Annotated in this window: 9 protein-coding genes; 6 read left to right on the top strand and 3 right to left on the bottom strand. The window is 66.5% G+C overall.

Going from position 1 to position 14,316, the window contains the following annotated elements; genetic code table 11:
- Genes ligA through smc form a run of 3 tightly spaced genes read right to left on the bottom strand, consistent with a single transcriptional unit; the run spans position 1 to position 6,750 of the window.
- A complete protein-coding gene (ligA, locus tag ASE11_RS03250; protein ID WP_056265999.1) occupies positions 1-2,076 on the bottom strand; it encodes an NAD-dependent DNA ligase LigA in 2,076 nt (691 codons plus the stop codon).
- A 10-nt stretch (positions 2,077-2,086) separates the two neighbouring features.
- Positions 2,087-3,220, bottom strand: a complete 1,134-nt coding sequence (locus ASE11_RS03245; protein ID WP_056265996.1) for a cell division protein ZipA C-terminal FtsZ-binding domain-containing protein — start codon at positions 3,218-3,220, stop codon at positions 2,087-2,089.
- An 11-nt stretch (positions 3,221-3,231) separates the two neighbouring features.
- The gene (smc, locus tag ASE11_RS03240; RefSeq protein ID WP_056265991.1) at positions 3,232-6,750 is read right to left on the bottom strand and encodes a chromosome segregation protein SMC; all 3,519 of its coding nucleotides are present in this window, start codon (positions 6,748-6,750) and stop codon (positions 3,232-3,234) included.
- 164 nt (positions 6,751-6,914) lie between these two features.
- On the opposite strand from smc, the gene dapC reads away from it, so the two are divergent.
- The 6 genes from dapC to ASE11_RS03210 are packed head-to-tail and all read left to right on the top strand — an operon-like array spanning position 6,915 to position 14,296.
- The gene (gene dapC / locus ASE11_RS03235; protein ID WP_056265987.1) at positions 6,915-8,138 is read left to right on the top strand and encodes a succinyldiaminopimelate transaminase; all 1,224 of its coding nucleotides are present in this window, start codon (positions 6,915-6,917) and stop codon (positions 8,136-8,138) included.
- A 36-nt stretch (positions 8,139-8,174) separates the two neighbouring features.
- Complete coding sequence (gene dapD / locus ASE11_RS03230; protein ID WP_056265983.1) at positions 8,175-9,008, top strand: 2,3,4,5-tetrahydropyridine-2,6-dicarboxylate N-succinyltransferase; 834 nt, start codon at positions 8,175-8,177, stop codon at positions 9,006-9,008.
- 37 nt (positions 9,009-9,045) lie between these two features.
- Positions 9,046-10,206 carry a PilT/PilU family type 4a pilus ATPase gene (locus ASE11_RS03225; RefSeq protein WP_056265979.1) on the top strand — a complete coding sequence of 387 codons (1,161 nt, stop codon included), beginning with the start codon at positions 9,046-9,048 and terminating at the stop codon, positions 10,204-10,206.
- Between the two features lie 4 nt (positions 10,207-10,210).
- Positions 10,211-11,383 (top strand): succinyl-diaminopimelate desuccinylase, encoded by a 1,173-nt coding sequence (gene dapE, locus ASE11_RS03220; RefSeq protein ID WP_056265976.1) that lies wholly within the window; start codon positions 10,211-10,213, stop codon positions 11,381-11,383.
- A 7-nt stretch (positions 11,384-11,390) separates the two neighbouring features.
- A complete protein-coding gene (prmB, locus tag ASE11_RS03215; RefSeq protein WP_056265972.1) occupies positions 11,391-12,296 on the top strand; it encodes a 50S ribosomal protein L3 N(5)-glutamine methyltransferase in 906 nt (301 codons plus the stop codon).
- The gene (locus ASE11_RS03210; protein WP_056265968.1) at positions 12,293-14,296 is read left to right on the top strand and encodes an ABC-F family ATP-binding cassette domain-containing protein; all 2,004 of its coding nucleotides are present in this window, start codon (positions 12,293-12,295) and stop codon (positions 14,294-14,296) included. The genes prmB and ASE11_RS03210 overlap by 4 nt, the downstream gene beginning before the upstream one ends.
- Positions 14,297-14,316: the final 20 nt, after the last annotated feature.

Genomic DNA, 14,316 nt, shown 5'->3' with positions numbered 1-14,316 from the left:
TCAGGAGGTCAGCAGAGCCAGCATGCCGGCCTCGTCGATCACAGCCACACCCAGCTCGTTCGCCTTGTCCAGCTTGCTGCCGGCCTCGGCGCCGGCCACCACGTAGTCGGTCTTCTTGCTCACCGAGCCCGCCACCTTGGCGCCGGCGGCTTCGAGCATGGTCTTGGCGTCTTCGCGCTTGAGCGTGGGGAAGGTGCCAGTGAGCACGAAGGTCTTGCCCGCCAGCGGCTGGGGCGCCCGCTCGGCGGGTTCGCCTTCTTCCCAACTCACACCGCAGGCGCGCAGCTGCTCCACCACCTCGCGGTTGTGGGGCTGGTCGAAGAAGGTGCGGATGCTCTGCGCCACCACCGGGCCGACGTCGTTGACTTCCGACAGGGCTTCCACGCTCGCGTCCATGATGCGGTCCAGCTGACCGAAATGGCGCGCCAGTTCCTTCGCCGTGGCTTCGCCCACGTGGCGGATGCCCAGGCCAAACAGGAAGCGGGGCAAGGTGGTGCGCTTGGATTTCTCCAGCGCGGCCAGAATGTTCTGTGCCGACTTCTCGGCCATGCGGTCCAGCGCCAGCAAGGACGTGAGGCCCAGGCGGTACAGATCGGGCAGTATCTTGACCACGCCGGCGTCCACCAGCTGCTCCACCAGCTTGTCGCCCAGGCCCTCGATCTCCACCGCGCGACGCTGAGCGAAGTGCAGCAAGGCCTGCTTGCGCTGGGCGCCGCAGAAGAGCCCGCCTGAACACCGGTAGTCCACCTCGCCCTCTTCGCGCACGGCGTCGCTGCCACACACGGGGCACTGACGCGGCAGGCTGAACGGCTCGGGGTTGCCCACGCGCTTGTCGAGCAACACCGACACAACCTCGGGGATCACATCACCCGCACGGCGCACGATCACCGTGTCGCCCACGCGCACGTCCTTGCGGCGTGCTTCATCTTCGTTGTGCAGCGTCGCGTTGGTCACTGTCACGCCACCCACGAACACCGGCGCGAGTTTGGCCACCGGCGTGAGCTTGCCGGTGCGGCCCACCTGCACATCGATGGCCAGCACGGTCGTGAGTTGTTCCTGTGCGGGGTACTTGTGCGCCACGGCCCAGCGGGGCTCGCGGGTGACGAATCCGAGTCGCCTTTGCAGCGCGAGCGCGTTGACCTTGTAGACCACGCCATCGATGTCGTAGGGCAATTGGTCGCGGCTGCTCCCGATGCGGTGGTGGAAGGCGACCAGCGCGTCGGCGCCACTGCACAGCGTGGTCTGCTCGGCCACCGGAAAACCCCAGGCTTTGAGCTGCATGAGCATGTCGTAGTGGGTTTCGAAAGCCGGCCCGTCTTGCTCGGGCGGGGTGATCTCGCCCAGACCGTAGGCAAAGAAACTCAGCGGCCGCTGCGCTGCGATGGACGAGTCGTGCTGGCGCACGGCACCGGCAGCGGCGTTGCGCGGGTTGACGAAGGTCTTTTCGCCCTTGGCGCCAGCGGCGATCTTCGCGCGCTGCCGGTCGTTGAGCGCTTCGAAATCGGCGCGGCGCATGTAGACCTCGCCGCGCACTTCCAGCACGGGCGGCGCGTCGGCGGGCAGGCGCAGTGGGATGTTGCGAATGGTGCGGATGTTGTTCGTCACATCCTCACCCACCTCGCCGTCACCGCGTGTGGCGGCCAGCACCAGCAACCCGGCTTCATAACGCAGGCTCATGGCAAGACCATCGAACTTCAGTTCGGCCACGTATTCCACCGGCGGATCGACCTCGGCGAGGCCCAGGGCCCTGCGCACGCGGGTGTCGAAGTTGCGCGCGCCGCTGGGCTCGGTGTCGGTCTCGGTGTTGATCGAGAGCATGGGCAAGCGGTGACGCACGGCCACCAGCTCGTCGAGCACGCGGCCACCCACGCGCTGGGTCGGTGAGTCGGGCGTGAGCAATTCGGGGTGCGCGGCCTCGATGGACTGAAGCTCACGGAACAGTCGGTCGTACTCGGCGTCGGGAATCTCCGGCTCGTCGAGCGTGTAGTAGCGGTGAGCGTGGTGGTGCAGCTGAGCGCGCAACTCGGCGGCTCGCTCGGCGGGGCCCGGCCCCGCAGCGAAAAGATCGGGTGTCATGACAGTCAGGTCAAGAAAACAGGCGCCGGGCCTGCGCCGAGCCGGCCGACAGGTCGCGGCTGTCCAGCGCGTCGTACAGGCTTTCCAGGTCGGCACCGATGCGGTCCATGGTGTCGGTGGACAGGGGCTGGCCCGCGTCGTCGGTCACCACGCCATCCATGGCCTCGGCCAGTGCCTTGGCCGCCTGGCGCATGCGCACGAAGGGCTGCTCGCTGCGCGGCACGTGCGTGACTTCCAGCGACAGCGCCACCTCGCGCAGCGCGCTCTGCTCGGGATCGTCGGCCATGGCGGCTTGCGGATCGAACACCAGACTCAACACCGGTGCCTGACCGCTCTCGCTGCCCGAGAGCACCATGCGCCCGGGCAAGGCGCCGGCCACAAAACCCAGCTTGGAAGCGTGCTGTGCCACGTAGCCCGGGCTCCAGGCGGCACGGCGCGCGCGCAGCGTGAAGCCCAGTTGCGCGTCATGCCCACTGGCGAAGGCATCAAGTTCACGCCCGCGTGCCACTTCAGCGCGCATGTCGGGAAACTCGGGGGCAGCGCCCACCGCGTCGGCAAAGGCCTGCGCCTTCACCACGAACTCGGAAAACTCGATGTCGTTGAGCGCCCCGGCCCGGTTGGCCAGTTGCACGCCCGCCTGCAGTGCCCGGTAACGCTGCCCCAGGCGCGGGGTTTCCCATTCGCCGCTCGCATCACAAAGCCCTTCGACCGCAAACGGCTTGCTGCCCACGCGGCGGGTGCCGGGCAATGCGGCCAGCAGAGCGTCGCCAGAGACCTGGTGATCGAGCACCAGCGGTGTGATCACGTCGATCAAGGCGTCCAGGCCGGGACGTTTTTCCGGCTGGTGGAGCAGCGGGTTCACACTGACCGCAGCAGCGGCCACGGCAATCGCTGCCGGATCGGGTTGCGGCGTGGCACCGGGCATGTCGCCGAGCACCGGATCGATGCGCTGGATCTCGTGGCCGGTCAGGTCTTCGGGCGAATACGGCACCGTTTCGTCTTCTGCAGAGTCGCCCGGAGCGTGGGCCGAGCGGTCGCGCGCCAGTCGCGGCACGCTGTTGCGCGTGATCCAGGCGTTGTAGGCCACCACGCCCGCGAGCACGAGCCCCCCGATGATGGCCAGACCGATTTGCAGAGTGCTCATGGTGTTTGTGTTCAGGTGGGTTCGAGCATGCCGGCGGCCGATTCCATGTCCACCGCCACGATGCGGGAGACGCCCTGCTCCTGCATGGTCACACCGATCAACTGCTCGGCCATTTCCATGGCGATCTTGTTGTGGCTGATGAACAGGAACTGCGTCTCTTTGGACATGTGGGTGACCAGCTTGGCGTAGCGCTCGGTGTTGGCGTCGTCCAGCGGAGCGTCCACCTCGTCGAGCAGGCAGAACGGCGCGGGGTTGAGCTGGAAGATCGCGAACACGAGCGCGATGGCGGTGAGCGCCTTCTCGCCGCCCGAAAGCAGGTGGATGGTCTGGTTCTTCTTGCCCGGTGGCTGTGCCATCACCTGCACGCCAGCGTCCAGGATTTCCTCGCCCGTCATCACCAGGCGCGCGTTGCCGCCGCCGAAGAGCTCGGGGAACATCTTGCCGAAATGCGTATTGACGGTCTCGAAGGTGCTGCCCAGCAAATCGCGCGTTTCGTTGTCGATTTTCTTGATCGCGTCTTCCAGCGTGTTCATGGCCTCGACCAGATCGGCCGTCTGCGCATCAAGGAAGGTTTTGCGCTCGCGCGCAGCGGTGAGTTCGTCCAGCGCGGCGAGGTTGACTGCGCCCAGGGCCTGGATCTCGCGGTGCAGGCGGTCGATCTCGCCCTGCATGCCGGGCAGGCGCACGTTGTTCTCCGTGATGCTTTGCGCCACGGCGGCCAGATCGGCCTGGGCTTCTTCGAGCATCTGGCTGTACTGCTCCACGCCCAGGCGCGCGGCCTGTTCTTTCAGCTGGAAATCGGTGATGCGGTTGCGCAGCGGATCGAGTTCACGCTCCAGTTGCAGGCGGCGCTCGTCGCTGGCCCGCAGCTTGGCCGTGAGGTCGTCGTACTGGCTGCGCAGCGCGCCCAGCGCCTGCTCGCGTTCGAGCTTCATGGCCAGCGCGTTCTGCAGGCCGGCCTGTGCGGCGGCGTCGTTGAGGCGCCCCAGCTCTTCGGCGGCGCGTTGCTGTTCGTCCGCGAGTGACTTTTCCTGCGTGGCGGCCGTCTCCAGCGAGCGCTGCAGCTCGGCCTGACGCGCCTGCAGGCTGCGCAAGGCAAACGTGGCTTCTTGTGCGGTGCGCTCCAGCGAGCGTTGCTGTTCGCGCGCCTGGTTCAGCGAACGCTCGGCCGCGATCACCGTGTCGTCCAGTTGCGCGTGGCGCTCCTGGCTGTCGGCCAGTTGCATGTCGAGCTCTTCAAACCGCGCCTCAGCGGTCACGCGGCGCTCCTGCAATTCGTCGAGCTGGGCGTCGACCTCGGCCAGATCGGAGGCAATCTGCTCGCTGCGCGCGCGGGTCTGCTCGGCCAGTTGGGTCAGGCGCAGGGCCTCCACCTGCAGTTCGTGCGCGCGGCTGCGCGATTCGGCGGCATCGCGCCGGGCGCTCACCAGGCGCTGCGAGGCGTCGGTGTAGGCGGCTTCGGCGCGGATCAGGCTTGAGCGTGCCTGTTCGTTGATCAGCACCTGCGCCTTGAGCTGCTTGTCGATGTTCTCGATTTCCTGCGCGCGCGCCAGCAGGCCGGCCTGTTCGCTGTCGGGCGCGTAGAAGCTCACGCTGTGCGCCGTCACCGCATGGCCGCTGGCCACGAAGATCACCTCGCCGGCTTGCAACTGGGCGCGCTGCGCCATCGCGTCTTCAAGGCTGGACGCGGTCAGGCAGCCGTGCAGCCACTCAGCCAGCAGGGCCTGCTGGCTGGCGTCGTTCAGGCGCAGCCAGGCGGCCAGGGGTTTGAGGCCGGTGGTGCTGACGGCGGCAGCGCCGCCCGATGGCGGGTTGTAGACGGCCAGCTTGGCCGGTGGTGCGTCGTTGCCAAAGGCACGCACCATGTCCAGGCGTGAAACTTCGAGCGCACCCAGGCGCTCGCGCAGCGCGGCTTCCAATGCGTTTTCCCAACCGGTTTCGATGTGGATGCGGCTCCACAGGCCCTGCAAGCCATCGAGCCCATGCTTGGCCAGCCAGGGTTTCAATTTGCCGTCGGTCTTGACCTTGTCCTGCAGCGCCTTGAGCGCTTCCATGCGGGCCGAGAGGTCGGCCTGCCGGGCCGATTCCTGGTTGACGGCCTGCTGCGCGGTGCGGCGCGCGTCGTCAAGCTGGGGCACGCTGTCCTGGAGTTCGTGCAGCACCGCTTCGTTGAGCTCGGCGGTTTCCTGCGCACTGGCGAGCTGGGTCTGCGCACTCAGCAGACGCGCCTCGTCGGGCGCCGCCAGCGCGTTGCGGTCGGCCGTGAGGCGCTCGCGGCGCTGGTTGAGCGAACGGCTCTGTTCTTCGATGTTGCGCTGCTCGGCCGCGAGCACCTGGATCTGCTGCTGCACCTGCGTGACGCTGGCGCGCTGCTCGTTGGCGCGGGCCTGGGCCTGGCGCAGGCTGTCTTCGAGCGCGGGCAATGCGCCTGATTGCTCTTCGCCTTGCGCGGCCAACACCACCGACTGGTCTTCGGCCTGCACCATCGATTCGGCCAGCTGCTCCAGCTCCACCGCCGCGTCTTCGCTGCGGGTGGACCACGAGGCGATCTGTTCTTTCAGCTGCACCAGACGCTGTTCCACGCGGGTGCGACCTTCCACCACAAACCGGATCTCGGCTTCAAGCTTGCCGACCTCGGCACTCGCTTCGTAGAGCTTGCCCTGTGCCTGGTTCACTTGGTCGCCCGCGGCGTAGTGGGCCTGGCGGATGGTTTCCAGCTCACTCTCAATGCGGCGCAAATCGGCCGTGCGCGATTCCAGATCGTTGATCGCCTGGGCCGCGTCGGTCTTGACCTTCGCCTGGTCGGCCTCGGCCTCGCCGCGCTTCATGAACCAGAGCTGGTGCTGCTTGAGCGTGACGCCGGCCTGCAGGTTGTTGTACTTCGCGGCCACCTCGGCCTGCTTCTCCAGCTTGTCGAGGTTGGCATTGAGCTCGCGCAGGATGTCTTCCACCCGCGTGAGGTTCTCGCGCGTATCGGCCAGGCGGTGCGCGGTCTCGCGGCGGCGTTCCTTGTATTTGGAGACGCCCGCGGCTTCCTCGAGGAACAGGCGAAGCTCTTCGGGCTTGCTCTCGATGATGCGGCTGATGGTGCCCTGGCCAATGATGGCGTAGGCGCGCGGGCCCAGACCGGTGCCCAGAAACACGTCCTGCACGTCGCGGCGGCGCACCGGCTGGTTGTTGATGTAGTAGCTGCTGGTGCCGTCTCGCGTGAGCACGCGCTTGACCGCGATCTCGCCGAACTGGCCCCACTGGCCGCCTGCGCGGTGGTCGCTGTTGTCGAACACCAGCTCCACGCTGGAACGGCTGGCAGGCTTGCGCGTGTTGGTGCCGTTGAAAATCACGTCCTGCATGGACTCGCCGCGCAGCTCGGAGGCCTTGGACTCGCCCAGCACCCAACGCACGGCGTCCATGATGTTGGACTTGCCACATCCGTTGGGCCCAACCACGCCCACCAGCTGGCCCGGGAGCATGAAATTGGTCGGTTCGGCGAAGGACTTGAAGCCGGAGAGCTTGATGGAGTTGAGACGCACGGCGCTGCCCGATGACTGACTGGATGAGAAACGCCCGCCCGAGGCCGACGACGCGAGCGAAATGATACCCCGCTGCCCCTGCGGGCCTGCCCGGGGCGGCGATCACCAAAGCGGTGAACGTCCCCTGGGGGCGGGGGTATGCGGGGCAAACGGATAATCGGGGGATGAACCCGCTCCTGTCCCGCCTGCAGCCCTACCCTTTCGAACGTCTGCGTCGGCTGTTTGCCGACATCACCCCCAACCCGGCGCTGCGCCCCATCAGCCTGGGCATTGGCGAGCCCAGACACGCCGCCCCCGATTTCCTGAAACAGGCCCTGGCCGCCGCGCTGGACACAGGCCTTTCCAGTTACCCCGCCACCGCCGGCGAGCCCGCCCTGCGCGAAGCCTGTGCGGCCTGGGTGCAGCGGCGCTATGGCGTGACGGTGAACCCGGCCACCCAGGTGCTGCCGGTCAACGGCTCGCGAGAAGCCCTGTTCGCCTTTGCCCAGACCGTGATCGACCCGAGCCGCCCGGGCGCGACGGTGGTGTTTCCCAACCCTTTCTACCAAATCTACGAGGGCGCAGCCTTGCTGGGCGGCGCCGAGCCGTTCTATGTGGCCAGTGACCCGGCGCGCAATTTCGCGGCCGACTGGGCCGCCGTGCCGGCCGAGGTCTGGGCCCGCACCCAGTTGCTGTTTGTGTGCTCGCCGGGCAACCCGGCCGGCGCGGTGATGCCGCTGGATGAGTGGCGCAAGCTGTTCGACCTGAGCGACAGGCACGGCTTCGTGATCGCTTCCGACGAGTGCTACAGCGAGATCTACTTCCGCGACGAGCCGCCGCTGGGCGGGCTGGAGGCGGCGCGAGCGCTCGGCCGCACCGATTTTCGCAACCTGATGAGCTTCACCAGCCTGTCCAAGCGCAGCAACGTGCCGGGCCTGCGCAGCGGCTTTGTGGCCGGTGACGCAGCGCTCATCAAGCCTTTCCTGCTCTACCGCACCTACCACGGCGGCGCCATGAGCCCGGTGGTGCAGGCAGCCAGCCGTGCCGCCTGGGCAGACGAATCCCATGTGGTGGACAACCGGCGCCAGTACCGCGAGAAGTTCGCCCAGGTCACCCCCCTGCTGTCCGAGGTGCTCGATGTGGCCCTGCCCGATGCCTCCTTTTACCTGTGGGCCGGCGTGCCGGCGTCTTTTGCCGATGCCAGCGCGGGCTTGAGCGCCGACGAAGCCTTCGCCCGCGCCCTGCTGGCTCAATACAATGTGACGGTTCTGCCCGGCAGCTACTTGGCCCGCACTTTCGCCGGATCCAACCCGGGCACGGGCCGCGTGCGCATGGCCCTGGTGGCCGAACCCGCCGAATGCCTGGAGGCAGCCCACCGCATCAGGGCCTTCATGGCCGGGCACGCCTGACTTCCCTTTTTCTTTTCTCCTCCTTCGACCTGCCTCATGACACAACAACTGCAAACCCTGATCGACAACGCCTGGGACAACCGCGCCGAACTCTCACCAGCCTCTGCACCCAAGGAAGTGCTGGACGCGGTGGAGCACGTGATCACCGAGCTCAACAAGGGCCGCCTGCGCGTGGCCACGCGCGAGGCCGTGGGCCAGTGGACGGTGCACCAGTGGATCAAGAAGGCGGTGCTCCTGTCGTTCCGCCTGAAGGACAACGAGATCATGCGCGCGGGTGATCTGGGCTTCTTCGACAAGGTCAAGACGAAGTTTTCCCACCTGAGCGAATCCGAGATGAAGGCCAGCGGTGTGCGCGTGGTGCCGCCTGCCGTGGCGCGTCGGGGCAGCTACATTGCCAAGGGCGCCATCCTCATGCCCAGCTACGTCAACATCGGCGCCTACGTCGATGAAAACACCATGGTCGACACCTGGGCCACGGTCGGTTCCTGTGCGCAGATCGGCAAGAACGTGCACCTCTCGGGTGGTGTCGGCATCGGCGGTGTGCTGGAGCCGCTGCAGGCCGGCCCCACGATCATCGAAGACAACTGCTTCATCGGCGCGCGCTCCGAGGTGGTTGAAGGCGTCGTCGTCGAAGAGAACTCCGTGCTGGGCATGGGCGTCTATCTCGGCCAGAGCACGCCCATCTTCAACCGCGACACCGGCGAGGTGGTGTTTGGCCGCGTGCCCAGCGGCAGCGTGGTGATCAGTGGCAGCCTGCCCAAGAAAACGGCATCGGGCAAGGACTACAGCACCTACGCGGCCATCATCGTCAAGACGGTGGACGCGCAGACCCGCTCCAAGACCAGCCTGAACGACCTCCTCAGAGACTGAATCTCCGGTTTTTGGAACTCCAAGGGAAAGGCACGACATGAGCAGCGGAACAATGGAGCGCATCCTGCGCCTGATGGCCGAGAAGAAGGCCTCGGACGTGTACCTGACGGCGCATGCGCCGGCCATGATCAAGATCAACGGCCAGACCATCCCGATCAACAGCCAGGTACTGCCGCCCGAGGCTCCGCGCAACCTGCTCTCGGAAATCGTCCCCTCCACCCGCATGGAAGAGCTCCAGGAAACCGGCGAACTCAACATGGCGGTGCCCTTGGAAGCGCTGGGCAACTTCCGCATCAGCGCGTTTCGCCAGCGCGGCCAGGTGGCCGTGGTGATCCGGTACATCCCGGGCGACATTCCGGCGCTCGATTCGCTGAATGTGGCGCCCGTGCTGGCCGATCTGGTGATGGAAAAGCGTGGCCTCGTGCTCATGGTGGGCGCCACCGGTGCCGGCAAGAGCACCACGCTGGCGGCCATGATCGATCACCGCAACGAATCCGCCAGCGGTCACGTGCTCACCATCGAAGATCCGATCGAGTACGTCTACCGCAACAAGAAGTCGGTGGTGAACCAGCGCGAGATCGGGCCCGACACCGCCTCGTTGCAGATCGCGCTGAAGAACGCGTTGCGCCAGGCGCCCGACGTGATCCTGATCGGTGAAATCCGCGACCGCGAGACCATGTCGGCCGCGATCGCTTACGCCCAGTCGGGTCACCTGTGCCTGGCCACGCTGCACGCCAACAACAGCTACCAGGCCCTCAACCGCATCCTGAGCTTCTACCCGGTGGAGGTGCGCCCCACCATGCTGGGTGACCTGGCAGCCGCCCTGCGCGCCATCGTGTCGCAGCGGCTGCTGCGCACCCACACCGGCAGCCGCGTGCCGGCCATGGAGGTGCTGCTCAACACCTCCTTGATCGCCGACCTGATCCAGAAGGCCGATTTCTCCGGCGTTCGCGAAGCCATGGAGAAGTCGCTGGCCGATGGTTCACAAAGTTTCGAGCAGGATCTGGCCCGCCTCATCAACGACGGTCTGGTCACGCGCAACGAAGGCCTGGCACAGGCCGACTCGCCCAACAACCTGCTGTGGCGTTTGCAGAACGACTTCCACGCGAGCAAGTCGAACGATGCGGCCAACGCGAGCGACGAAGACACCACCGAAAACGCCACCTTCACCGAGTTCACGCTCGACGTGAAATATTGACCCGATGACCGATACCCTGCGCCTGACCGAACAGCTCATCGCCCGCGCGTCTGTCACGCCGCGCGATGAGGGCTGCCAGTCGATCATTGCGCAGCGCCTCTCGGCGCTGGGCTTTGTCTGCGAGACCATCGAAAGCGGCCCCGACGATTTCCGGGTGACCAACCTGTGGGCCCGGCTGGGCACCGGCCAACAGCCCACGCTGATCTTTGCCGGCCACACCGACGTGGTGCCCACCGGGCCCTCGACCGCGTGGAGCAGCGATCCGTTCGCTCCGACGCACCGCGACGGCAAGCTTTACGGCCGAGGCGCCAGCGACATGAAAACCTCGCTGGCAGCCATGGTGGTGGCCTGCGAAGAGTTCGTGGCCGCCCATCCCAAGCCCGTCATCGACATCGCCTTCTTGCTCACCAGCGACGAGGAAGGCCCTGCGCTGGATGGCACGGTGGTGGTGTGCGAGCAATTGAAGCAACGCGGCGAGCGGCTGGACTGGTGCATCGTGGGTGAACCCACGTCGGTGGAACGCACCGGCGACATGATCAAGAACGGCCGCCGCGGCACCCTGAGCGGCAAGCTCACGGTCAAGGGCATCCAGGGCCACATCGCCTACCCGCACCTGGCAAAGAACCCGATCCATCTCGCCGCCCCCGCGCTGGCCGAGTTGGCCGCCACCAGCTGGGACGCGGGCAATGCGTTTTTCCCGCCCACCAGCTGGCAGATCAGCAACATCCACGGCGGCACCGGCGCGAGCAACGTGATCCCCGCCACGGTGGTGATCGACTTCAACTTCCGCTTTTCCACCGAGTCCACGCCCGAAAGCTTGCAGCAGCGCGTGGTCGGGATGCTGGCGCGCCATGGTCTTCAGGCCGGGGACGACTACGACCTCGCCTGGACGCTGGGCGGGCGGCCCTTCCTCACCCCACCGGGCACGCTGGTGGACGCGGTGCGTGACGCCATCCGCGGCGAAACCGGTATCGAGACCGAACTCTCGACCACAGGCGGCACCAGCGACGGGCGATTCATCGCCCAGGTGTGCCCGCAGGTGATCGAACTCGGCCCACCCAACGCCACCATCCACAAGATCGACGAGCACGTGGCCTTGGCCGACATCGAACCGCTCAAGAACATTTACCGCCGCACGCTGGACAACCTGTCCCGCCTTGCCGGCTCTCCCGACTGAGCGCCCCGTGAAACTGAAAGACCTGCTGGCTGCGGCCACCCGCCGCCTGGATGCGGCCCATCTGGCCTATGGCCATGGCACCACCAATGCGCGCGACGAAGCCACCTGGCTCGTGCTGTGGCAGCTTGGCCTGCCGCTGGACAGCGACCTGGACGCCCTGGCTCGCCAACCCATCACGGCGCAGCAACAAGCCGAGGTGGAGGCGCTGGTCCAGCGCCGGATCGACTCCCGCGAACCCGCGGCCTACCTCACCGGCGAAGCCTGGCTGCAGGGTGTTCCCTTCCACGTGGATCGGCGTGCCATCGTGCCGCGCAGCTTCATCGCCGAACTGCTGGCCGAGGGCTCGATCGACCCCTGGCTGGACGAGAAGACGCGCGACGTGCTCGATCTGTGCACCGGCAACGGCAGCCTGGCCGTGCTCGCGGCCATGGCCTACCCCGACGTGCGCGTGACCGGCGCCGACATCTCGATCGAGGCACTGGAAGTCGCGCGTATCAACGTGGCGCGTCACGAACTGCAGAACCGTATCAAGCTCGTGGTGTCCGACGGTCTGAAGAAATGCCCCGGCCCCTGGGACCTCATCCTGTGCAACCCGCCGTATGTGAACGCCCGCAGCATGGCCGCGCTCCCACCCGAATACCGCGCCGAACCCGCCCTGGCTCTGGACGGCAACATCGCCGGCAATGTGGACGGCATGGACTTCGTGCGCCAGCTGATTCGCGACGTCCCCAGACGGCTCAAGCCCCAGGGCGTGCTGGTGCTGGAAATCGGCAACGAACGCGAGCACTTTGAAGCTGCGTTCCCCCACCTGGAAACCGTCTGGCTCGCCACCAGCGCCGGCGACGACCAGGTTCTCCTGCTCACCCTTGAATCCCTTTTGGCGCTGCCCACCTCGCAGACGCCCGCTCCATGATCACTTTGAAAAACCTTGTCCTTCGCCGTGGTGTGAAGGTCCTGCTCGACAACGCGTCCTGCACCATCAACCCGGGTGAAAAAGTCGGTCTCGTGGGGCGCAACGGCGCGGGAAAGTCCAGCCTGTTCGGGCTGCTCAACCACACACTGCACGAAGACAAGGGCGACTTCTACGTGCCTCCGCAGTGGCGCATGGCGCAGGTGGCGCAGGACATGCCCGAGACCGACCAATCGGCCACGCAGTTCGTGATCGAGGGCGACGTGACACTGCTGGCGGCCCAGCAGGAAGTAACCGCCTCGGAAGACAGCGGCGACGGCGAGCGCATGGCGCACGCCTACATGGCGCTGCACGACGCCGGCGCACACGACGCGCCCGCCCGCGCGCAGGCCCTCATCCTCGGCCTGGGTTTTCGCACCGACGAACTTGAGCGCCCGGTCAACAGTTTTTCGGGCGGCTGGCGCATGCGCCTGCAACTCGCGCGCGCGCTGATGTGCCCCAGCGAGCTGCTGCTGCTCGACGAGCCCACCAACCACCTGGACCTCGATGCATTGGTCTGGCTGGAAGCCTGGCTCAAGCGCTACGAAGGCACCATGCTGGTCATCAGCCACGACCGCGAGTTTCTGGACGCGGTGACCAACGTCACCATCCACATCCACACCGCGCAGCTCACGCGCTATGGCGGCAACTACAGCCGTTTTGAAGACATGCGCGCCGAGCAGATGGCGTTGCAGCAGTCGGCCTATTCCCGTCAGCAGGACAAGATGGCGCACCTGCAGAAGTTCATCGACCGCTTCAAGGCCAAGGCCAGCAAGGCCAAGCAGGCGCAAAGCCGCGTGAAGGCGCTGGAGCGCATGGAGAAGATCGGCCCGGTGCTGGCTGATGCCGACTTCACCTTTGAATTCACCGAGCCGCAAAACCTGCCCAACCCGATGCTGGCCATGAGCGACGCCAGCTTCGGTTATCCGCCGCCGGACGAAGGCAGTGAGCCCACCATCATCGTCAAGAACATCAGCCGCTCGGTGCTCGCGGGCCAGCGAATCGGCATCCTGGGTGCCAACGGCCAGGGCAAGTCCACCGTGGTCAAGACCATCGCGCGCGACCTGCAGCCGTTGGCCGGCCAGATCACCGAGGGCAAGGGCCTGAACATCGGCTACTTCGCGCAGCAAGAGCTCGACGTGCTGCGCCCGGCCGACACGCCGCTCGAACACATGATCCGCCTGGTTCGCGAATGCACCGCCGAGGGCCGACTGAGCGGCCAGCCCACACGCGAGCAGGACCTGCGCAGTTTTCTGGGCAACTTCAACTTCACCGGCGACCAGGTCAAGCAGAGCGTGGGCAGCATGAGTGGCGGCGAAAAAGCCCGTCTGGTGCTGTGCATGATCGTCTGGCAGCGCCCCAACCTGCTGCTGCTCGACGAGCCCACCAACCACCTGGATCTCGCCACCCGCGAGGCCTTGTCGGTGGCACTCAACGAGTTCGAAGGCACCGTCATGCTGGTCAGCCACGACCGTGCCCTGTTGCGCGCGGTGTGCGACGAGTTCTGGCTGGTCTCGCGCGGCGGCATCGAGCCGTTTGATGGCGACCTAGACGACTACCAGCGCTACCTGCTGGACATGGCCAAACAATCGCGCGAGGCACAACGCCAGGAACAACGCGACGCACAGCGCAGTCCGGTGGCGACCCCCGTGGCCGCGCCCGAGCAGAAGACCAGGACGGTCGAGCCGAACCGTTCGCCCGAGCAGAAACGCAGCGATGCCCAGCGCCGCCAGCAACTGGCTGAGAAGGCCAGGCCGCTGAAGAAAGAGCTCGAGCAGACCGAGAAACGCATGGCGCAACTCGCACAGGAAAAATCTCGGCTGGAAGCCAGCATGAGCCAACCTCTCAGCCCGGCCGACCTGGCCCACAACGGCAAGCAGCTCAAGGCGTTGAACGACGAAAACGAAGCGCTCGAAGCGCGCTGGTTGGAGCTCACGGAAGCCATCGAGGCCGTCAGCGCCTGATCGTTTGGTGGGCCGTCGCA

This window comes from Hydrogenophaga sp. Root209 (genome assembly GCF_001428625.1).
GTDB lineage: Bacteria > Pseudomonadota > Gammaproteobacteria > Burkholderiales > Burkholderiaceae_C > Hydrogenophaga.
Note: the sequence above shows the minus strand (reverse complement) of the source record. Positions and strands in the feature narration are given on the sequence as shown.

Excerpts from the sequence above, each read along its gene's own strand:
- ligA (WP_056265999.1), bottom strand. The coding sequence starts at position 2,076 with ATGACACCCGATCTTTTCGCTGCGGGGCCGGGCCCCGCCGAGCGAGCC.
- ASE11_RS03245 (WP_056265996.1), bottom strand. The coding sequence starts at position 3,220 with ATGAGCACTCTGCAAATCGGTCTGGCCATCATCGGGGGGCTCGTGCTC.
- ASE11_RS03210 (WP_056265968.1), top strand. The coding sequence starts at position 12,293 with ATGATCACTTTGAAAAACCTTGTCCTTCGCCGTGGTGTGAAGGTCCTG.
- dapC (WP_056265987.1), top strand. The coding sequence starts at position 6,915 with ATGAACCCGCTCCTGTCCCGCCTGCAGCCCTACCCTTTCGAACGTCTG.
- dapD (WP_056265983.1), top strand. The coding sequence starts at position 8,175 with ATGACACAACAACTGCAAACCCTGATCGACAACGCCTGGGACAACCGC.
- ASE11_RS03225 (WP_056265979.1), top strand. The coding sequence starts at position 9,046 with ATGAGCAGCGGAACAATGGAGCGCATCCTGCGCCTGATGGCCGAGAAG.
- dapE (WP_056265976.1), top strand. The coding sequence starts at position 10,211 with ATGACCGATACCCTGCGCCTGACCGAACAGCTCATCGCCCGCGCGTCT.